Source organism: Streptomyces sp. NPDC006529, assembly GCF_040611795.1.
In the GTDB taxonomy this organism is placed as follows: Bacteria; Actinomycetota; Actinomycetes; order Streptomycetales; family Streptomycetaceae; genus Streptomyces.
This window is the reverse complement of record NZ_JBEXPB010000013.1, coordinates 1-21187: the sequence shown is the minus strand read 5'-3', so window position 1 is coordinate 21187 and position 21187 is coordinate 1. Positions and strand designations below refer to the sequence as shown.

Annotated in this window: 17 protein-coding genes; 9 read left to right on the top strand and 8 right to left on the bottom strand. The window is 71.7% G+C overall.

Translation table 11 applies throughout. The annotated features are described in order from the left end of the window. Window positions 1-136 precede the first annotated feature (136 nt). The gene (locus tag ABZY31_RS12690) at window positions 137-631 is read right to left on the bottom strand and encodes an N-acetyltransferase family protein (RefSeq protein ID WP_356408417.1); all 495 of its coding nucleotides are present in this window, start codon (window positions 629-631) and stop codon (window positions 137-139) included. Further along, window positions 628-993: a metalloregulator ArsR/SmtB family transcription factor gene (locus tag ABZY31_RS12685; RefSeq protein WP_356408414.1), complete on the bottom strand. Its 366-nt coding sequence runs from the start codon at window positions 991-993 to the stop codon at window positions 628-630. Before ABZY31_RS12685 ends, ABZY31_RS12690 begins: the two co-directional genes overlap by 4 nt. A 207-nt stretch (window positions 994-1200) precedes the next feature. Between ABZY31_RS12685 and ABZY31_RS12680 the strand changes: the two genes are divergently transcribed. Both ABZY31_RS12680 and ABZY31_RS12675 read left to right on the top strand, forming a co-directional pair. Further along, on the top strand, window positions 1201-2568 hold the full coding sequence (locus ABZY31_RS12680) for an NAD(P)-binding domain-containing protein (protein ID WP_356408411.1): 1368 nt from the start codon (window positions 1201-1203) through the stop codon (window positions 2566-2568). Window positions 2569-2573: 5 nt separating this feature from the next. Further along, complete coding sequence (locus ABZY31_RS12675; protein ID WP_356408408.1) at window positions 2574-3800, top strand: MFS transporter; 1227 nt, start codon at window positions 2574-2576, stop codon at window positions 3798-3800. A gap of 45 nt (window positions 3801-3845) precedes the next feature. On the opposite strand, the gene ABZY31_RS12670 is transcribed toward ABZY31_RS12675, so the two are convergent. From ABZY31_RS12670 to ABZY31_RS12660, 3 genes are all read right to left on the bottom strand, one after another. Beyond that, window positions 3846-4505, bottom strand: coding sequence for a hypothetical protein (locus ABZY31_RS12670; RefSeq protein WP_356408405.1), 660 nt, complete (start codon window positions 4503-4505; stop codon window positions 3846-3848). 850 nt (window positions 4506-5355) lie between these two features. Continuing rightward, the gene (locus tag ABZY31_RS12665; RefSeq protein WP_356408403.1) at window positions 5356-5763 is read right to left on the bottom strand and encodes a hypothetical protein; all 408 of its coding nucleotides are present in this window, start codon (window positions 5761-5763) and stop codon (window positions 5356-5358) included. Window positions 5764-5766: 3 nt separating this feature from the next. After that, a complete protein-coding gene (locus ABZY31_RS12660) occupies window positions 5767-6666 on the bottom strand; it encodes an aminoglycoside phosphotransferase family protein (RefSeq protein ID WP_356408400.1) in 900 nt (299 codons plus the stop codon). Window positions 6667-6748: 82 nt separating this feature from the next. On the opposite strand from ABZY31_RS12660, the gene ABZY31_RS12655 reads away from it, so the two are divergent. Further along, complete coding sequence (locus ABZY31_RS12655; RefSeq protein ID WP_356408397.1) at window positions 6749-6952, top strand: hypothetical protein; 204 nt, start codon at window positions 6749-6751, stop codon at window positions 6950-6952. 178 nt (window positions 6953-7130) lie between these two features. On the opposite strand, the gene ABZY31_RS12650 is transcribed toward ABZY31_RS12655, so the two are convergent. Then, window positions 7131-7661: a hypothetical protein gene (locus ABZY31_RS12650; protein ID WP_356408394.1), complete on the bottom strand. Its 531-nt coding sequence runs from the start codon at window positions 7659-7661 to the stop codon at window positions 7131-7133. Window positions 7662-8490: 829 nt separating this feature from the next. Here ABZY31_RS12650 and ABZY31_RS12645 point away from each other — a divergent pair. Beyond that, window positions 8491-9255, top strand: a complete 765-nt coding sequence (locus tag ABZY31_RS12645) for an alpha/beta fold hydrolase (protein WP_356408392.1) — start codon at window positions 8491-8493, stop codon at window positions 9253-9255. A gap of 112 nt (window positions 9256-9367) precedes the next feature. Then, entirely contained in the window at window positions 9368-12211 is a 2844-nt protein-coding gene (locus ABZY31_RS12640) for an AAA family ATPase (RefSeq protein WP_356408389.1), read from the top strand. A gap of 121 nt (window positions 12212-12332) precedes the next feature. On the opposite strand, the gene ABZY31_RS12635 is transcribed toward ABZY31_RS12640, so the two are convergent. Both ABZY31_RS12635 and ABZY31_RS12630 read right to left on the bottom strand, forming a co-directional pair. Further along, window positions 12333-12965 (bottom strand): response regulator transcription factor, encoded by a 633-nt coding sequence (locus ABZY31_RS12635; RefSeq protein ID WP_356408386.1) that lies wholly within the window; start codon window positions 12963-12965, stop codon window positions 12333-12335. Continuing rightward, the gene (locus ABZY31_RS12630; RefSeq protein WP_356408383.1) at window positions 12958-14259 is read right to left on the bottom strand and encodes a sensor histidine kinase; all 1302 of its coding nucleotides are present in this window, start codon (window positions 14257-14259) and stop codon (window positions 12958-12960) included. Before ABZY31_RS12630 ends, ABZY31_RS12635 begins: the two co-directional genes overlap by 8 nt. Window positions 14260-14415: 156 nt before the next feature. On the opposite strand from ABZY31_RS12630, the gene ABZY31_RS12625 reads away from it, so the two are divergent. The 4 genes from ABZY31_RS12625 to ABZY31_RS12610 all read left to right on the top strand — a co-directional run. After that, a complete protein-coding gene (locus tag ABZY31_RS12625) occupies window positions 14416-15000 on the top strand; it encodes a hypothetical protein (protein WP_356408380.1) in 585 nt (194 codons plus the stop codon). Window positions 15001-15040: 40 nt separating this feature from the next. Further along, the gene (locus tag ABZY31_RS12620; RefSeq protein ID WP_356408377.1) at window positions 15041-15541 is read left to right on the top strand and encodes a PH domain-containing protein; all 501 of its coding nucleotides are present in this window, start codon (window positions 15041-15043) and stop codon (window positions 15539-15541) included. After that, the gene (locus ABZY31_RS12615; RefSeq protein ID WP_356408374.1) at window positions 15538-17082 is read left to right on the top strand and encodes a PH domain-containing protein; all 1545 of its coding nucleotides are present in this window, start codon (window positions 15538-15540) and stop codon (window positions 17080-17082) included. Before ABZY31_RS12620 ends, ABZY31_RS12615 begins: the two co-directional genes overlap by 4 nt. Before the next feature lie 266 nt (window positions 17083-17348). Next, window positions 17349-21187, top strand: a 3839-nt coding sequence (locus tag ABZY31_RS12610) for a beta-ketoacyl synthase N-terminal-like domain-containing protein (protein WP_356408371.1), incomplete at its 3' end; no start/stop codon positions are given.

Below are 21187 nucleotides of genomic sequence, written 5' to 3'. Positions count from 1 at the left end.
CCCATATCGACCTGGGCGTCCGAGAGGGGCCGTCACGGGTCATCGGACGTGGGAGCAACGCGCGCGGGTGTCCCAGCGGGAGGGAAGGCAGACACGTCGGGTCGGGCAGCGGACGGTGATCCGGTGGGAGGTGACGTCAGTCAACGGTTGGGCTGCGGCGCTCCAGCAGGACCACGTCGCGCCACACGCCGTGGTGGCGGCCGACGCGCTCGCGGGTGCCGATCACGCGGAAGCCGGCCCGCTGGTGGAGGGCGAGGCTGGCGCGGTTCTCGGGGAAGATGCCGGACTGGATCGTCCAGATTCCGGCGGCCTCGGTCGAGCCGATGAGGGCGCTCAGCAGCGCGGAGGCGACTCCCTGGCCGCGGGCGCCGGGGTGCACGTAGACGGAGTGCTCGACGACGCCCGCGTACGCGCACCGGTCCGACACCGCGCTCGCCGCCACCCACCCCCGTACCCTGCCGTCCGGCCCGACGCAGGCGAAACGGTGTTCCGCCAGCTTGCCCTCCTCGAACACGCGCCAGGTGGGGGCGGTGGTCTCGAAGGTGGCGTTGCCCTCGTCGATTCCGGCCTGGTAGATCGCCAGGACCTCGTCCGCGTGCACGTCGGCCAGCGGCGCGATGGTGAGGCTCACGCGGCGGCCGCGCGGGTGAGGAGCTGCCCCATGGCGGCGAGCACCGAGGGCTCCACCCGGTAGTACACCCAGGTGCCGCGCCGCTCGGAGGACAGCAGTCCGGCCTCCCGCAGCTTCTTCAGGTGATGGGAAACGGTCGGCTGGGAGACGCCTACGTCGGAGATGTCGCACACGCACGCCTCGCCGCCCTCGTGCGAGGCGACCAGGGAGAACAGGCGCAGGCGGACCGGGTCGCCCAGGGCCTTGAACATGAGGGCGGTCCGCTCGGCCTCCTCGGCCGTCAGTGGGCGCTCCGACAGCGGTGGGCAGCACGGAGCGGCGGTCGCGGAGTCCAGCAGCGGAAGAGCCTTCACATTCGACATGCGTCTATGTTGACACACGTCGAAGCAGTGGACGAGGGTGCGCGGCGGGCCGCACAACACCGGACCGGTCGCCTTCGATCGCCGTCACAGCGACACTCCCACCCCCGCAGCTAATTCGACATCTGTCTATGTTGACGCTCATCGAATCAACTGCCATGCTGACACCGCAAGCCATCGACGGATGTCGAAACAAACGAGGAGCCTGCTGTGAACGCGCCTGCCACCACCGCCGACCTGCCCACCGTGGTCATCGGCGCCGGACCCGTCGGCCTGGCCGCCGCCGCCCACCTCATCGCGCGCGGGCTCACCCCGCTGGTCCTGGAAGCCGGCCCCACCGCGGGCACCGCCACCCGCGAGTGGGCCCACGTACGCCTCTTCTCCACCTGGTCGGAAGTGGTCGACCCGGCCGCCGAGAAGCTCCTCGCCCCCACCGGCTGGACCGCGCCCGACGGCGCCACCTACCCCTCCGGCGGCGACTGGGCCGAGCTCTACCTCCAGCCCCTCGCCGATGTCCTCGGTGAGCGCGTCCGGTACGGCGCCACCGTCACCGGCGTCTCCCGCGCCGGCCGCGACCGCGTCGTGGACGCCGACCGCGAGAGCCAGCCCTTCACCATCCGCGTCGTGGGCGCCGACGGCAGTGAGGAGCGGCTCCTGGCCCGCGCCGTCATCGACGCCTCCGGCACCTGGTCCACCCCCAGCCCGATCGGCGGCGACGGCCTCCCCGCGCTCGGCGAGCAGGCCGCCTCCGACCGGATCTCCTACCGCATCCCCGACCTCAAGGACCCGGCCGCCCGGGTCCGGTACGCCGGGAAGCGCACCGCCGTCATCGGCTCCGGCGCCTCGGCCTTCACCGCCCTCGCCTACCTCGCCGACCTCGCCGAGGCCGAGGACGGCGCCGGCACCCACGCCACCTGGATCCTGCGCCGCGGCATCTGCGGGTCCACCTTCGGCGGCGGCAGCGCCGACCAGCTGCCCGCCCGCGGCGCCCTCGGCCTCGCGGCCAAGGCCGCCGTCGACGGCGGCCACGCCGACGCGGTCACCGGCTTCCGCACCGACGCCGTCGAACGCGACAGCGACGGCCGCCTGGTTCTGGTCGCCGAAGACGGCCGCCGCCTCGACGCGGTCGACGAGGTCATCGTCCTCACCGGCCTGCGCCCCGACCTGTCGTTCGTCTCCGAGCTGCGCCTGGGCCTGGACGAGCGCCTCCAAGCCCCCGTCGCACTCGCCCCGCTGATCGACCCCAACCAGCACTCCTGCGGCACCGTCTACCCGCACGGCGTGAACGAGCTCTCCCACCCGGAGAAGGACGTCTACCTCGTCGGCATGAAGTCCTACGGCCGCGCCCCCACCTTCCTCGCCATGACCGGCTACGAGCAGGTCCGCTCCATCGCCGCCCACCTCGCCGGCGACCAGGACGCCGCCGAGCGCGTCGAACTCACCCTCCCCGAAACCGGAGTCTGCGGCGGCGCCGGTCTCTTCGACCAGCCCCGGGCCGCCGAAGAGACCGGTGGCGGCTGCTGCGCGGCCCCGGCCACCCTCACGATCGGCGCCCCGGCCTCCTCCGGCAGCTGCTGACCTCCATGCAACACACCCAGGCCGACGCGGCCGTGACCGGGACGGGGGTCCGGTCACGGCCGCGCGCCGCACTGCCCGCCCTGTGCGCCACCCAGATCACCAGCTGGGGAATCGTCTACTACGCCTTCCCCGTCCTGAACTCCCGCATCACCACTCAGACGGGCTGGTCACCGGCCACCACCGCCGCCGCCTTCTCCGGCGCCCTGCTCGTCTCCGCCCTCGCCGGCATCTCCATCGGCCGCATCCTCGACCGACGAGGACCACGCGCCGTCATGACCGCCGGCTCCGTCCTGGCAGTGCTGGCGCTCCTGACCATCGCCTGGGCACCGAACCTCGCCGTGTTCACGGCCGGATGGCTCCTTGCGGGCGTGGCCATGGCCGCCACGTTCTACCATCCCGCCTTCGCCGCCCTGACCCGCTGGTGGGGCGAGGACCGCGTGCGCGCCCTCACCATCGTCACCCTGGCCGGAGGGCTCGCCTCCACCGTCTTCGCACCCCTGACCGCGGCTCTCGCCGAACACTTCAGCTGGCGCACCACCTACCTCATCCTGGCTGCCGTCCTCGCCCTCGTGACCATCCCCGCGCACGCGCTCGCCCTGCGCGCACCCTGGCCGCCCGCCCCGGCGGTCCACCCCCGGCACGCCATCACCACGGGGCGGGCGGTGGAGCGCAGCTGCCCCTTCCTCCTCCTCGCCGCAGCCCTGACCCTGTCCGGATTCGCGATGTACGCCGTCGTCATGGGACTCGTCCCCCTGCTCACCGAGCGCGGCGCGACCGCCACCGAAGCCGCCTGGGTGCTGGGACTCGGCGGAGCCGGCCAGACCCTCGGCCGTACCCTCCACGCCACCCTCGCCCGACGCACCGGCGTCACCGCGCGCACCGCCGCCCTGATCCCAGCCGGCGGAGCCACCACAACGGCCCTCGCCCTCATCCCCAACCCCCTGCCACTCCTGGCCCTCTTCGCAGTGCTGGCGGGAACCGTCCGCGGCAACCTCACCCTTCTGCAGGCCACCGCCGTCACCGACCGCTGGGGCACCACCCACTACGGCCGCCTCTCCGGCCTCCTCAGCGCACCCGCCTCCATCGCCGCGGCCCTCGCCCCCTTCGCGGGCGTGGGACTTGCCGGCCTCCTCGGCGGCTACCCCGCCCTGTTCCTCCTCCTCGCCGTGTTCTCGCTCGCCGCAGCTGCCCTTTCCCTCGGCGCGGCGCCAAGCCGCAACCGACCAGCATGAGCAATGCCCACCCGCCGCATTACCGGGGTCTGTTGCGAAAGCGGATCAAAAGTCGTGGTCGGCTCGGGCTGCTGTCTGGTCTGACCAGCCCCGTGACAGGGGGAGACGGCCGGATCGAAGCGCGTCGCGCTGTTCGGTCACCCATTGCTCAACCTGATCCACGGAGTCCGCGACAGGCTGGTCCGTGGTGTCGAGGAGGTGGGTGCACCATCGCCGATCGTGGGAGATCCACCCGGTCCAGCGGCGCCAGGCCATGCGCGGCCAGCTGTCGTCGATGATGACGTCGGGTTGGGATCGGGGATCCTCGGCGTGCTTGCGGTGCCAAGCGGCCCAGCCGAGAAAGGCGTCGACCGCCGGAGCGTCCCATCGGTCCGGGTCGCGCTTGGTGAGCCTGCCGCGCCGGGCCTCGTCGGACACGTCGACCAGACAGACCGCGATGCCGTCCAGCAACGGGGCGGAGGGGCTGGCCAGGACCTCCCCCAGCGGGGACTGCCCGGTCAGCAGGAGGTCGACTCCGCGGGCTTGGTATTCCAGCGCGCGACGCACCCACATCTCGGTCATGCGGTTTCGCCACTGGCGATCGGCGGCTTCCGGTACGCCGAGCTCGTCGAAGTCGTGGACGGCAATCCGCCCCAGCCGCTCGCCCACGGAGTAGGCGAGCGTGGTCTTGCCCGAACAACTGGAGCCGGTCAGTTTGAGCAGCATCTCACCAGGGTTGCAGGTCAGTAGTGATGTCCTCGAAGGGTTTCCCCGGAACCTTCCACCCCGTTCTGGTGCTGGTCACAACCACTCTTTGCTGGCAGCGACCCGTACGGTCGCTTCGTAGCGGACAGCCCTCGGCGAATGCCACGGTGAGACACCGAGGTCCTGTGCTGACGTGCGGCTTGGCCGACGGCCGGAGACGGATGAGTCATGATGTCCTCGATGACCGTCCCCGGCGTGGGCAGGCTCAAGGGGACCGTGGGCAAGCCCGTCCAGCCGTCTCTGTCGCGCTCACTTGACGCCCAGCTTCCGCAGCGCGTCCAGCTGCTCCGCCGTGAGCTTGTCGCGCATCGACCTGGGGATCGAGACCCCACGCCCAGCTTCACGATCACTGGCCTCCCCATGCCCGCCGACCGCGATCGGCTCACCGCCCGGCGCGGCACCGACCGGCCCGCGCCTTCCCGCTCCACCCGATGGGTGAGAGCCTCAGGCGTGTACCCTCCCACCCCGGCCAGGTTCCGGTCCGGCGCTGGCGTACATGGCGCGCTGGGACGAGGCAGGACGGGCGGCGGGCAGTGCCCCGCCACCGTGCCGCCGGCCGCCTCCGGTCGGGAACCGGCGCAACGCCCGGTCGGGGCCGATGGCGGCAAGGCGGCGCAGCGGCCGCGCGCAGTGTCCGGTGACGACGCACCGTCGGCGGGGTCGGGCTGCGATCTGACCCGCCCGTATGACCGTTCTCCCTGCTGCCCCGCCGGACGGTCGACGCCGGCGGTCGGGTCCGCGAAGCTGTAGCCCAGGGAGACCGGACGGCTTGTGATGACCTCGGGCACCCCCACCAGCACCTTGCGGGCGGTTACGGACTCACGGTAGACGTGGCCCCATTTCTTGACTTCGTCCTCGGGCACCACGCTCCGCTCCGCAGTACGTCCGGCAGATTTTCCTCCAGGACGGTCAGCTGCTCGCCCTGGCGCAGCCCGTCCGCGGCATGCAGCAGCGCGCCGAACATCACGTTCCCCCTCGGCACTTGCAGAGCTTTCCGCGCCATCCACGAATCCTCCTGCGCCCCCGACAGCAGGCAGGCGTCTGCGTTGACGACGGGTTGGAAGGTGCGGAAGCCGCCCTCGGCCGGTGTGCTGCGGCGGGCGACGTCGATGGCGAGGGCTTCGGCTTCCTGCCTGGGCATCGTCTCGCTGCCGGAGAGCAGCAGGCCCGGCTCGGCGGAGCCTGGGCCGGGGCCGGGGCCGGGGCCGGCGACCGTCACCGTTCAGCCTTCGTCGAGCACCGTCCGGATCACGTGACGGGCATTGCGCGCCATCGCCGGGTTCGTCCTTCGGTAGTACGGCAGCGCAATCAGCGCCTGTGAGAGCGTCCGCCCCCGGCCGCGGATCCAGGTCGCGTCGTCCACGCCCAGCGCCTCGCGGAAGACCTCCCTCGCATCGGCTGGCAGCAGATTCCACGCCGGGAACAGATCGCACGCCGGATCACCCACGCCCAGGCACCCGAAATCGATTACCGACGTCAGCCTGCCGCCGTCCACCAGCAAGTTGCCCGGCATGAGGTCGGCATGCAGCCACACCGGCCGGCCGTCCCAGCCCGGGGCCCGCAGCGCCTCCTCCCATGCGGCGGCGGCAGCATCGCAGTCCACGCCCTCCTGCGGGATCCCGCGCAGTTCCTCGATCGCTGCCCGGGTCTCTGCGTCGAGCGAGGCGATCGGCCCACCGCGATGGGCCCGCGGCGCACCCGGCAGGGTGATGCTCCGCGTCGCTGCCACAAATTCGGCCAGGTCCTCGGCCAGCAGGACAGGTTCGCTCAGCGCCCCCGCCTCAGGATTCTCCCCCGTGAGCCACTTGTACACCGACCACGGCCACGGATACCCCTCGGCGGGCTGCCCGTCCCGGAGCACCTCGGGGATGGGTGTGGGCAGGTGGGGTGCGAGTCGGGGCAGCCACGTCCGCTCCAGCAACACGTCGTTGGCCCCGCCCTTCACCAGCGGAAGCCGTACGACCATGTCATTGCCCAGCCGGTACATGGCGTTGACCGTGCCGCTGGACGGAAACCGCTCCACCGCCAGCTCCGCCCACTGCGGGAACTGCCCGGCGATCAGTCGCCGCACAAGGTCGTCGTCGATGGGATGTGTGCCGGGATGCATGTGCCCTGTGCTCATGGCATGTCATCCGACCGTCGGACGCCGACGGGCGTCAAACGTTTTTCCGGCAGGCACCACGCCCGGCCACCCCGGACACCTGATGGTCCGCACGGCGGAACAGGCGCTCCTGTTCACCCCGCCCGCCCCCGACCGGCTCTCCTTCGTCGCCACACCCTGCACGCCCGCCCAGGAGATCCGCGAGATCGTGGCCGTACTGCGCCGCCGGTTTCCCACCCATGCGCGGCAGCACCACGCCGCCTCGGGCTACGTCGCGCTGCGCTACGACCACGTCGTCAACGGATAACCCCCGGCGCGAGCGAAGGCCGGACCGCCCTCCACCGGGCGGTCCGGCCCTCAGTCGTCGGTCACTCCGGGGCCTCGGAGGCCGCGGTCCGGAGCCCGGTCATGCCTGCGATCACGTCCGGGGTGACCGCGCGGGGGGACAGCCGGCCCTGGCCGGTGCCACAACCCCACATCGCCCGTCATGCAACCCGATTGACAGCCTCATCGGGAATCGGAGCCTGGGCGCCGCGCAGCCGGCGGCGCTTGCCGAGCAGAACAGCCGTGCGTACAAGGACCATGGCCAGTGCCATGAAGACGAAGGCGTTTGAGTAGACGTCTTGCCCACTCAGCTTGTTCTCGATGCTGAAGCGAATGACATCCTCGGTGAACCAGTGCTCGGAACCGTAGGCGAAGAGCACGCGGGAGGCGGACATCAAGGTCCAGACGATCGCATAGGTGATGCCGCCCTTGGTGTAGATCTCGCCGTCGGAGCCCCGGTGGGCGGGCAGCAGGACCGCGGCGATCAGGCCAAAGACGACTCCCGCACCGATACCGGCCAGCTGGAGCCAAGGGTCGTTGCCCCCCAGCGGGAGGGTGTGGACGAACAGCGCGATCACGATCGCGACAGCGATGATCGAGCGCAGCAACCGCATGTTGGTGACTTTGCGGGTGCCCAGGTCGGTGGACAGGATGATGACCAGAATCACCGAGCTGGCGATCAGTGCGGTCAAGAACGGGCTCATGGGTCAAGTCCCCCTCATGTCGATGAGTACGGGGGCGCGTTGCGGCTCTCCCGGATCTTCCACCTGCAACGTTAGGGAGCGGGAGGGGTGCACGTGGACAACCGACCGACGGACCCGGCTGTCAATCGACCGGTGGACAGGAGTCAACGCGGGGTGACGCACGGGTGGCTGTGCACGGGCCCGCGATCCGTGGTCGTGGGGGTCGGCGCGCGGGGGGCCGATCGCCGCAGCATCAGCAACGATGCGTTCCATCGGACCCGGACCGGGATTCCCTGAGGAGACCTGCCCGAACGCTACGGAACCACCCACCGTGCCCCAGGTTGCTCGCGAAGTCTCCCGTGGAGGTCTCCCGTGAAGCGGGGGCGTGAAGCGAGGGCGTGAAGCGAGGGTGTGAAGCGAGGGTGTGAAGCGAGGGTGTGAAGCGAGGGTGTGAAGCCCGCAATGTTGCAGTTCGTTCAAGAAATGAGCGAACACCCGGCACGGTGGTCTCGCCTACGTGGCTGAATGTGTTCCCCACCAGGTCGCTTCAGCCGCTGCATTAGAGCCATCGGCCCGTCTGGCTCGACCGGCCATAAGGGCCTTGTGGACCCGGTGCGCCCCGCTGCCCGACGTGTGTGGCCAGGAATCGCCCCCACTGCGCACGTTGTCGTCCGGCTGATTTCCAGTCGTCGTAGGGGGCAAATGTAGGGGTACTGGACGTAGGGGGAGCTCTGCTAGACATGGGGCAAACGGAACGCCTGTACGGATGTAGTCGCAATGTCCGGGTCTGACGGACTGTCGCGCTGTGCCCGGACAAGAACACGGAGTTTTCATCCCCTTGATCGACAATCAGAACGCCGACGCCTGGATCCGCCGCTATCAGGCCGCGGACGACGCTGCGATCCGGCTCGTCTGCCTGCCGCACGCGGGCGGATCCGCCTCCTTCTACTTCCCCATGGCCCAGGCACTGGCGCCCGCGGTGGACGTCCTGTCCGTGCAGTACCCGGGACGACAGGACCGCCGGCACGAGCCCTGCATCACCGACATCGGTGTCTACGCCGACGCGTTGACCAGCGCACTCCTGCCCTGGGCGGACCGCCCGTTGGCCCTGTTCGGCCATAGCATGGGCGCCGTCCTCGCCTTCGAGGTGACGCGCCGCCTCGAACGTGACCACGGCATCGCCCCGGTCCACATCTTCGCCTCGGGCCGGCGCTCGCCCTCCAGCCACCGCCCGGAGACCGTGCATCTGCGCGACGACGACGGCATCGTCGCCGAAATGCGCGAACTCAGCGGTACCGACGCCGCCATTCTCGGCAACGAGGAAATCCTGCGCATGGTGCTCCCCGCCATACGGAGCGACTACACGGCCATCGAGAACTACCGCGCCGCTCCCGAGCACACGGTGAAGACCCCCGTCACCGTGTTGACCGGTGAATCCGACCCGCGCACCAGCCGCGAGGAAGCCGAAGCCTGGGAAGGCCACACCCTCGGTGGATTCGACCTCCGGAGTTTCCCCGGTGGCCATTTCTTCCTCGCCAAGCAACAGCCGCAGATCTTGAAGATCGTTTCCGAAGAGCTCGCAGCAGCCACCCGGAAGGGCTGAGCCGGTCGCCGGGCGGGCCGCACGAACCGCCGCCCGCCCGGCGACCGCGAGGAACGCAGGACCCGGTGCACCGCCGGGCGCACATCCGAACACCCCCGGTGAAGGGAACGCAGTGGTTGCAAGGTTCGTCGAGCGTGAGAAGCAGTGGGAGACGCTGACCGACCTGCTCGGGAGCGCCCGCCGTGGCCGTGGCCGCGTCGCTGCCATCAGCGGGCCGATCGCCGTGGGCAAGACGGCCCTGTTGGAGCGCTTCACCGAGGAGGCGGTCTCCGACGGTGTGCTGGTCCTGGAGGCTGCCGGATCCCGCGCCGAGCGCTACCTCTTGTTCGGCATCCTGCGCCGGATTCTCGACGGCGCCGCCGCCTTCGATCCCGCCGTCCACGCCGAGGCCACCGCCCTCCTGGACGGCGTCACCGCCCAGGCCGTGGACAGCGGCGACACCGCGGCGGCCGTCGAGGCCGGCATGCGTGTCCTGCCACACGTCTGCGCCTCCCTCCTGCGCATCGCCCGCGACCGCACCGTCCTCATCACCGTCGACGACGTCCACCACGGCGACGAGCTCTCCCGCGCCTTCCTGCTCTGCCTGGCCCGCCGCGTCCGCCAGTCCGGCGTCCTGATCGTCCTCACCGAGGGCGTTCGACTGCTACCCGCCCAACTTGCCTTCCATGCCGAACTGCGCCGCCAGCCCCACTGCACCACCATCCGCCTGCCGCTGCTCTCAGCGGAAGGCACCGCGCGCATCCTGTCAGGCCCCTTCTCCACGGCGGCCGCACGGCTCGCCGCCGACTGCCACGACACCACCGGCGGAAACCCGCTCCTCGTCAAGGCGCTCCTGGAGGACGGACTCGCCGCCCTCGGCGACAGCGAGCCCTTCCAGCCGCTCGCCCCCGCCGAAACCTTCGAACGAGCCGTCCTGGACTGCCTGCACCGCGGCGACCCCGACCTGCTGGCCGTCGCCCGTGGCATCGCCGTCCTCGGCGACGCCGCCCCCGCGGCCCTCGTCGCCCGTATCACCGACGTGCACGTCCGCGCGGTCGAACTCGCCGTCCAGGACCTCACCCGCTGCGGCCTCCTGCACGGCGGATCGTTCCGCCTGGCGGCCAGCCGCGCCGCCGTCCTGGCCGCGGCCCCGCCCGGGGCGCTGTCCGCGCTCCACCAGCGTGCCGCCCGCCTCCTGCACGAGGAGGGCGCCGCCGCCCTCGACATCGCCCGCCACCTCCTGGCCACCCGCAAACCGGTCGAGGAATGGGCGATAGCCGTCCTACAGGAGGCGGCCGAGCACGCGCTCGTCGAGGACGACCCCCAGCTCGCCCTGAGGTGCGGCGAACTCGCCGTCGACTCCTGCCCCGACGGCTCGCGCCGCACCGCCCTGAAGTCCCGCCTCGTCAGCATCGTCTGGCGCAGCAGCCCGGGCGCCGCCGAAGGACACCTGCGCCAGCTGTCCCGCGAGTTCTGCGCCGGCCGCCTCAGCGACCAGGACCTGTTGCACGCCGTGAGCTGCCTCGCCTGGATGGGCGAGGCCCGCCAGGCCGCCGAGGCCGTACGGGGCCTGCAGGCCGCCGCGCAGCAGGCCGAGGAGGCCGGGCAGCCCATCGCCTACGCCCCCGACACCCTCGCCGCCGCACAGAGCTGGCTCTCGCTGGTCAGCCCCCCGGTCCGCGAGGCGTTCCCCGCCGACGGCCCCGCCCGGGCCGAGCCCGCCGCCCACGGCGCCGCCCCCTACGACATGCCCGAGGACGCCCACCTGCCCGCCGCCGAGGCCCTGCGCACCGCCTTGCGCGGCGGCCCGGGCGACGCGGCCGTCGCCGAGGCCACCCGGGTGCTCCAGCGCTACCACCTCAGCGACCGCACGCTCACCCCCCTCGTCCACGCCGTCCTTGCCCTGATCTACGCGGGTGACCTCGACCTCGCGCTCACCTGGATCGACCGGCTCCTCGCCGAGTGCTCCGCCCGCAACGCCCCGACCTGGCACGCCGCCCTCGGCGTCGTGCGCGCCGAAGTCGCCCTCCGCCAGGGCGACCTGCCCGGCGCGGCCGCCCAGGCCCGGCAGAGCATGTCGCTGATCTCCACACAGTGCTGGGGCGTCGGCATCGCCCTGCCGCTCGCCGTCCTCATCGAGGCCGAGACCCAGATGGGCAACCTCGACGAAGCGATGGCCCTGCTCGAACAGCCCGTACCCGAATTGCTGTCGGAGACGCAGTTCGGCCTGAACTACCTCCGCGCCCGGGGCCGTTGCCACCTCGCCACCGGCCGCTACCACGCTGCCCTGCGCGACTTCCTCACCTGCGGCGAACTCATGCAGGCCTGGGGCATGGACGCCGCCGAACTGGTCCCGTGGCGGCTGGACGCCGCCGAGGCCTGGCTCGCCATCGGCAACGTGGCCCGCGCCCGCGAGCACGTCGAGCAGCAGAAGCAGCGCGAGACCGGCCCCTGCGGCGTGCGACCGCGCGGACCCCTGCTGTACGCGCTCGCCCGGACCAGCGGCGACCTCACCTACCGGCTGAAGCGGCTCACCGAAGCCGTCGAACTCCTCGAACAGGGCGACGACCGGCTCCAACTCGCCAAGGCCCTGGGCGAACTGGGTAGCGCCCACCGCGCCGCGGGGGACTACAACCGGGCCCGGATGTTCGTCCGCAAGGCCTGGCACGTCGCCAAGTCCTGCGGGGCACAGCCCCTGTGCCAACAGTTCACTCCCGGCCAGGTCGACGGAGAGCCCGTCACCGTGGGGCGCGAGACGGAACCGCCCCGGGAGGCGGAGGTGCTCTCCGAGGCGGAGGCGCGGGTGGCCCTCCTCGCCGCCCGCGGGGACACCAACCGGGAGATCGCCACCAAGCTGTACGTCACCGTCTCCACGGTCGAACAGCACCTGACCCGGATCTACCGCAAGCTGAAGGTCAAGCGGCGCCGGGACCTGCCGGCCCGGCTGTGGGACCTCAACCTGACGGGGATCGCCTGAACCCGTCGGCCCCGGCCGCGGCCGCGCACGCCCTGCTCCCACCGGGGCCGTCCCGCGCCCGGCCGGAGCACGGGATCGCTGCGCGCCGGACACGGGCCGGCAGGCCCCCGGCCGGGGCCCGTCAGGACAGCAGGCCCCGCTCAAGGGCCGTCATCACCGCGGCCGTGCGGTCCGACACCGACAGCTTCTTGAACGCCCGCAACAGGTGCGTCTTCACCGTCGCCTCGCTGATGAACAGCAGGCGCCCGATGTGCGCGTTGGTCAGCCCCTGCCGGACCAACTGGAGCACCTCCCGCTCCCGCTCCGACAGCACCGGTGCCTCCACCACCCGCGCCCGGAACAGCTTCGGCGCCAGCGACGGCGTCAGCACCGTCTCGCCGCGCGCCGCCGCCTTGACCGCGTGCACCAGCTCCTCGCGGGAACTGCCCTTGAGCAGGTACCCGGCCGCACCGGCCTCCACCGCCCGCAGAATGTCCGCGTCGTCCTCGTACGTGGTGACGATGACGACCCTGGTGCCCGGCGACTCCCGCAGGATGTGGCCCGTCGCCGTCACCCCGTCCATCGCGCCCATCCGCAGGTCCAACAGGACGATGTCCGGCCGCAACCGCGCCGCCAGGGGCACCGCCTCCTCACCCGAACCCGCCTGCCCTACGACACGGATGCCCTCGTCCAGCTCCAGCATCGCCGACAAGCCCTCCCGGACCACCGGATGGTCGTCGACCAGCATCACCCCGATCGGGCCGCGCTCACTCATCGTCGGGCTCCTGCCCCACCGGGCCCAGCGGCACCGACACCTCGATGACCGTGCCCGTTCCCGGGCCGCTGCTGACCTGTGCCATTCCGCCGATCTCCTCCACCCGGGCACGCATCCCGCGCAGCCCGAAGCCGCTCTGCCCGCCGCCCGCCGCGTCCCGCGGAACGTCCGGCGAAGTGTCCGGCACGAAGCCGGGGCCGTCGTCGCGGACCACGAGCCGTACCGCGTCCGGTGCGTACGCCACCAGTACCTCCACCCTACGGGCGCCCCGCGCGTGCTTGCGCACATTGGCGAACGCCTCCTGCGCGGAGCGCAGCAGCACCACGCTCACCGCCATCGGCAGCGGTTGCTCCTCGCCCCGCGCCGTGCACCGCACCACCAGGCCCGTCTCCTCCTGGAGCAGATCGGCCTGCCGGTGCACGGCCTGCACCAGCGAACTCTCCCGCAGCGGCGGCGGGGTGAGCGCCGAGACGAAACCGCGGGCCTCCCCCAGACTGTCCTGGGCGACCCGCCCGGCCAGCCCGAGCCGGCTGCGGGCCCGCTCCGGATGGGCGGCCACGTCCGACTCGGCGGCCTGCACCAGGCCGATGATACTGGTCAGGCTCTGCGCCAGCGTGTCGTGGATCTCCCGCGCAAGCCGCTCCCGCTCCGCGGAGATCCCCGCCTGATGCGACAGTTGGGCCTCCCGCTCACGGCTGCGCCGCAACTCGGCGATCAGCTCCGCCCGGTCGGTGCTCTGCCGCACCACCCGCGTGATCCACAGGCCGAGCAGCACCGACAGCGCGATCCCGAGCAGCGAGATCGGCAGCACCGACAGGATGTGCGGATCGAACTCCCCACCCTGCAGCCACACCACCGTCACCGGCCACAGGTTCGCCAGCACCACCAGCACGATCGCGGGCGGCGTCGACAGGCTCATCATCAGCATCGGCACCACTGCGAACAGCGCGAACGAAGCCGCCAGATCGAGCAGGCCGGCCGCGGCGAACAGCACGAACAGTCCGACGGAGAACACCGCGCTCTGCCGGTGCCTCGACCGGTTCATCATCAGCCGCCGCCCGAGCCCCGCGTACCAGGGCACGATCAGGGTCAGCGCACCGACGGACAGTGCCCGGTGGGTCTGGCTCTCGGCGGACGTGAAGAGCAGAATGACGGTGACGAGGTAGGAGATCGCGAAGTAGCCGTCCCACAGGCCGAACCAACGGCTCCCGGAATCGGGGCCGTAGCTCGCGGCCCGCGGGGTCGGCCCCTCACCCTTCGTCCCTGCCTGAGTCTCCTCGGGATGTGTGTGCACGGCACCAGTCCTACCACGACCCCGCACGTGTCCATCGATCGGTGGACAGCCGGTCCCACCGATCGGTCGTCCCGCCACCCGCAGCGCCCCGCCTACCGTGGGATCCAAGAAGAAGCGAGGGGCTTCGAGGAATGCGGGAAGGGCGGGTTCGGGCACGTGGGCCAGTTCACGACGGCACTCATCACCTGCGGGTCGATCCTGGCCGTCATCCTCGCGACGGATTCCGGCAACCGGCGCATCACCACCGTGAGGACCACGATCCCCACACTGGTGGCCGTCCTCGCCGTCGCCGTCAGCGTGGACTCCTTCCCGACGGCGGGCAACGACATGTCGCTGCACCTCGCCGGGATCGGGATAGGGGCCATCTGTGGCCTCGTGGTGAGCTCCCTGCTCGGCGTTCACAGCGACGGGGCCGGGGACGTCCGCAGCACCGGCGGGCCAGGGCACGCGGCGGTCTGGATCCTGCTGTGCGCGGGCCAGATCCTCTTCGCCTACGGGTGCGAGAACTGGTTCGGCGCACGCATGACCCGGTTCACCGCCGACTACCAGCTCAGCGGCAGCGACGTCCTCATCAGCTCGCTCGCCCTGATGTCGCTGTCGATGGTGACGGCCCGTACCGCGGTGCTGCAGTCCCGGTTGCGGGCCGCCCGGGCCGCGACCACCCCCGTCGCCGAAGCCGGCCCCGACGACACCGATACCGATGCCGACCGCAGCCACCGACAACAGCGCGGTGCGCGTTGACCGGCGAGATCCACGACCGTTCAGGAACAAGGATGAAGCAGTGCTAGACAACCAAGAACTGACGCTCCGTCCGCCTCGCCACCGCGTCGACAGCCGCGCCGTCGGCTGGTGGACCCTCCAGTCGTCCCTCTTCGCCCTGCCGCTCCCGCTCGTCTTCGGCGTGCTCTGGCTCACCATCGCACCGGCCCGATTCGTCTTCGGCCCGCTCTTCCTCGTCGCCCTCGTCCCCGGACTCCTCTACATGGGCCTCATGCCGACCTGGCGCTACCGGGTCCACCGCTGGGAGGTGACCGACGAGGCCGTCTACGCCGCCTCCGGCTGGCTCTGGCAGCGCTGGCGGGTCGTCCCTCTCTCCCGCGTCCAGACCGTCGACATGCTCCGCGGCCCGCTCCAGCAGCTGTTCCAGCTTTCCGGGATCACCGTCACCAGCGCCTCCTCCGCGGGCGCCGTGAAGATCAAGGGGCTCGACCACGGCACCGCCACCGACCTCGTGGAACACCTCACCCGCTCCACCCAGGCCGTACCCGGTGACGCCACGTGAGCCCCGACACCGCGGTGCGGCACACCACGGACCGGGCCTCCGACGACAGCTGGGGGCGCCTCAACCCCCGCCTGATCCTCGTCAACCTGAGCGTGCTGGCCGTCCCCCTGGCCACCTTCGGTGCCACCACCGCCCTCGCCGGCGGCAAGGTCACCCTCCAAGTCCTCATCACCTGCGCCTCGTTCCTCATCACCTGCCTCGTCATCTCCGGCATCAGCCTGATGCGGTACTTCACCACCCGGTACCGCATCACCGACGACCGCGTGGAACTCCACAAGGGGTACTTCTTCCGCAGCGAGCGGTCCGTCCCCGTCGACCGCATCCGCAGCGTCGACCTGACCGCCAAACCCCTCCACCGGATCTTCGGCCTCACCTCCCTGAAGATCGCGACCGGCGACCAGGGCTCCACCTCCGGCGGCCTGTCCCTGGAGGGCCTCGCCGTCAGCGACGCCGCAGCCCTCCGCCGCCAGCTCAGCGAACTGCGCCAGGCCCGCCACGGGTCCGCCCCGGCCGACCCCGCCGCCGACACCACCGTCGCCGAACTCGACTGGGCCTGGCTGCGCTACGCCCCCCTCACCCTCTGGGGCGTCGGCGGCGTCTTCATCGCCGTCGGCAGCGTCTACCGCACCCTGCACGAGTTGAAGGTCGACCCGCTGGAACTGGGCGTCGTCAAGGACATCGAGGCGCGCTTCGGCTCCGTGCCCCTGTGGTACGGCATCCTCGTCACCCTCCTCGTCATCGGCGTCATCGGCGTCATCGGCTCCACCGCCACCTTCATCGAGGGCTGGGGCGGCTACCGCCTCGACCGCGACGAACCAGGCATGGTCCGCGTGCGCCGCGGCCTGCTCATCACCCGCTCGGTCAGCATCGAGGAACAGCGCCTGCGCGGCATCGAAGTGGCAGAACCCCTCCTGCTGCGCTGGGCCCGTGGCGCCCGGGTCAAGGCCGTCGCCAGCGGCCTCGGCGACGAGGACGAGAACAGCAGCCGCAGCCGCCTCACCCCGCCCGTCCCCGTCGCTCTGGCCGAGGAGATCGCCGCCCGCGTCCTGGGCGAGAGCGCCTCCCCGACGACCACCGCCGACCTGGCCGCCCACCCCCGGGCCGCGCTGCGCCGCCGGATCAACCGCGCCCTGATCTGGGCCGCCCTGCTCGCCGCACCCTTCGTCGGCCTCGGCCTGTGGCTCACCCCGGTCCTCGTCCACACCGGCTGGATCACGGCCGTCGTGCTGTTCCCCATCGGCACCGCCTTCGCCTACGACGCCTACCGCAACCTCGGCCACGCACTGGACGGCCCCTACCTCGTCACCCGGGCCGGCACCTTCACCCGCCGCACCGTCGCCGTGCAACGCGACGGCATCATCGGCTGGTCGATCACCCGGTCCGCCTTCCAGCGCCGGGCCGGACTGCTCACCCTCGGCGCCGCCACCGCCGTCGGCGACGGCGTCTACAAGATCCGCGACGTACGGGTCTGCGACGGCCTCGCCTTCGCCGAGGAGACCGTACCCGGCCTGCTGGCGCCGTTCATCGAACGCCGCGCCTAGACCAACTGGCGCACCCCGGGAGGAGGAGGGACGGTCCCCGTGACCGCCCCTCCTCCTCTGCTTTCCCCTCTTCCGCCCAGAATTCATGCCGTGGAATTCTTGCAATTCTCCGCGCGCCGGGGGCATCATGATTCGATTGCGCCCGCAGAGTCGCCCCATACCCCCTGCCGGGACCCTGAATAGGGGCCCCTAGGGGAGCGATAGGGGTTTCTGCGGCCACTCTTCCGTGCCAGGGTCGTCTCTGGTCTCAGGTTTCTGTGCACGGAGTGATGGAGCGCACGATGTTGAACGAATCCCAGGATTTCGCAGCCGAAATCGACGGGTCCTCCCAGACGGGCGGAACCCAGGGTGAAACCGACAGCGTCACCGCCGCCGACCTCCGGGAAGGCTGGCGCGAACGCCTCGGCGGGCTGACCGCGGAAGAACAGCACACCGAGCTCCTCGCATGGGTCTCCTCGCTGGCCATCGCCGCCATGCGCGACTCCGCGCCCGCCAGCCTCGACCCGCACCGCTCCTTCCTCGACCTCGGCTTCGACTCCCTCGCCGCCGTCGACCTGCACGCGCGACTCGTGGCCGGCACGGGCCTGCTCCTGCCCGTCACCCTTGCTTTCGACCACCCCACCCCGAACCACCTGGCCCGCCACCTCCACACGCAGTTGCTGGGACTGACCGCCCCCGCCGAGGCCCCGGTCACCGCCGCGATCAGCAGCGACGAACCGATCGCCATCGTCGGCATCGGCTGCCGCTTCCCCGGCGGGGTGAATTCCCCGGAAATGCTCTGGGAACTCGTCGCCGACGGCGCCGACGCCATTTCGGAATTCCCCACCCGGCGCGGCTGGAACCTCGATTCCCTGTACGACGCCGACCCCGACCGGTCCGGCACCACCTACACCCGGGAAGGCGGATTCCTCCACGACGCCGACGAATTCGACGCCGTTTTCTTCGGGATCTCCCCGCGCGAGGCCCTCGCGATGGACCCGCAGCAGCGCCTGCTGCTGGAGACCTCCTGGGAGGCCTTCGACCGGGCCGGCCTCGACCCCGCCGGGCTCCGCGGCGGCCAGGTCGGCGTGTTCGTCGGCGCCGAGACCCAGGAATACGGCCCCCGCCTGGAGGACGCCGCGGACGGCTTCGAGGGCTACCTCGTCACCGGCAACGCGGCGAGCGTCGCCTCCGGGCGCATCGCCTATACCTTCGGCTTCGAAGGCCCCACGGTCACCGTCGACACCGCCTGCTCCTCCTCGCTCGCCGCCCTGCACCTCGCCGTCCAGGCCCTGCGCACCGGCGAATGCACCCTGGCCCTCGCCGGCGGTGTCGCGGTCATGGCGAGCCCCGGCTCCTTCGTCTCCTTCAGCCGCCAGCGCGGCCTCGCCCCCGACGGCCGCTGCAAGCCCTTCGCGGCCGCCGCCGACGGCACCGCCTGGGGCGAGGGCGCGGGCATGCTCGTCGTCGAGCGCCTCTCCGACGCGCGCCGCAACGGCCACCAGGTGCTGGCCGTCGTCCGCGGCACTGCGATCAACCAGGACGGCGCGAGCAACGGCCTGACCGCCCCCAGCGGCCCCGCCCAGCAGCGCGTCATCCGCCAGGCCCTCGCCAACGCCGGCCTGAGCCCCGCCGACGTGGACGTCGTCGAGGCCCACGGCACCGGCACGAAGCTCGGCGACCCGATCGAAGCCCAGGCGCTGCTCGCCACGTACGGGCAGGACCGCCCCGAGGGCCGGCCGCTGCGGCTCGGCTCCCTGAAGTCGAACATCGGCCACACCCAGGCCGCCGCGGGTGTCGCAGGCGTCATCAAGATGGTCATGGCGATGCGGCACGGCGTTCTGCCCAGGACCCTCCACGTCGACGCGCCGACCCCGCACGTCGATTGGGCGGCCGGATCCGTCGCCCTGCTGACCGAGGCCGTCGACTGGCCGGCCTCACCCGACGCACCGCGCCGGGCGGGCGTCTCGTCGTTCGGCATGAGCGGCACCAACGCCCACGCCATCATCGAGGAGCCGGAGACCGCGCCCACCGGTGCGCCGGACGACTCCGCCATCGAGCCCGGGCACGGAACGGCGCAGCTGCCCGGCCCGCTTCCCTGGGCCCTGTCCGCCAAGACCCCCGAGGCCCTGCGCGGCGCAGCCCGTCGCCTCGGAGACTGGATCGACACGCACCCGGACGCCACCCCCCTCGACCTCGGCCACTCCCTCGCCACCACCCGAGGCCGCTTCGACCACCGCGCCGTGGTCCTCGGCGACGACCGCACCGCCCTCCAGCACGCCCTGCGCTCCCTCGCCGACGGGATCGACGCACCCGCCGTCGTCCACGGCGCCCCGGCCGCCGGCCGCTCCGCCGTCCTCTTCACCGGCCAGGGCAGTCAGCGCCTCGGCATGGGCCGCGAGCTGTACCTGTCCCACCCGGTGTTCGCGGACGCCCTCGACAACGCCGCCTGGTACCTGGACGAGCAGCTCGAACTCCCCCTGCTCGATGTCCTGTTCGCCGCCGAAGGCACACCCGCCGCCGCCCTCCTGCACCAGACCGCATACACCCAGCCCGCCCTCTTCGCGATCGAGGTGGCGCTGTTCCGCCTCGTCCAGTCCTGGGGACTGCGGCCGTCGTTCGTCGCAGGTCACTCCGTCGGTGAGATCGCCGCAGCGCACGTCGCGGGCGTCTTCTCGCTGGAGGACGCGTGTGCGCTGGTCGCTGCGCGCGGTCGCCTGATGCAGGCGCTGCCGGGTGGTGGGGCAATGATCGCCGTCCAGGCCGCGGAGGACGAGATCCTGCCGTTCCTGACGTCGGGCCGGGTCAGCATCGCCGCCGTCAACGGACCGCAGGCCGTCGTGATCGCCGGCGACGAGGACGCGGTCGTCACCATCGCCGAGGCCTTCGAGGCCCAGGGCCGCAAGACCAAGCACCTCACCGTCAGCCACGCCTTCCACTCCCCGCACATGGACGGCATGCTCGACGAGTTCCGCCGCGTCGCGCAGGTCCTGGAATACGGCACTCCCACTCTGCCCGTCGTCTCCCTCCTCACCGGCACCACGGCCACCGCCGCCGAACTGGCCGACCCCGAGCACTGGGTCCGGCACGTCCGCGACGCCGTCCGCTTCCTCGACGGCGTACGCACCCTGCGTGCCCGCGGCGCCGACTCCTTCCTCGAACTCGGCCCCGACCCCGTCCTCACGGCCATGGCCCAGGACTGCCTCCCCGCTGCCACCGACACCCAGGGCGCCACTGCGTCGGTACCCGTCTTCGCCGCCGGACTGCGCGCGGGCCGCCCCGAGGCCGCCACCCTGCTCGACGCCGTCGCCCGGATGTTCGTCCATGGCGCGGACGTGGACTGGGCCGCCTTCTACGCCGGTACTGGCGCGCAGCGGGTGGACCTGCCGACGTACCCCTTCCAGCGTCGGCGCTACTGGATGAACGCCCGCCCCGAGACCACCGAGCAGACCACCGCCGGGTCGCGCGGGACCGATCCTGCCGACAGCGAGTTCTGGGACGCCGTCGAACACGAGGACGTGGCCGCGCTGGCCGCTGCCCTCGAACTGGACGCGGACGCAGACCAGCCCCTGAGCGAGGTGGTCCCGGCCCTGTCGGCGTGGCGCCGCCGGGTACGGACCCAGTCGGAGGTCGACGGCTGGCGGTACCGGGTGTCGTGGAAGCCGCTGGAGGCTGTGTCTGCTGGTGGGCTGGATGGTGAGTGGCTGGTTGTGGTGCCGGCTGCGGGTGTGGATGATGCGGCTGTGGTGGCGGCTCTGGCTGGGCGTGGTGCTGGGGTGCGTCGGGTTGTGGTGGAGCCGGGTTCGGACCGTGCTGGGCTGGTTGAACTGCTGGCTGGTGTGGGGTCCGTGGCTGGTGTGGTGTCGTTGCTGGCACTGGATGAGGCTGTGGGTGTGCTGTCGACGGCTCCTCTGGTGCAGGCGTTGGGTGATGCTGGGGTGGGGGCGCCGTTGTGGTGCCTGACGCGTGGTGCGGTGAGTGTGGGCCGTTCCGACAAGCTCGTTTCGCCTGTTCAGGCTCAGGTATGGGGCTTGGGTCGGGTGGCGGCTCTGGAGGTTCCGGAGCGTTGGGGTGGTCTGGTCGATCTGCCTGAGGTGTGGGACGAGCGGGCGATGGGCCGGCTGGT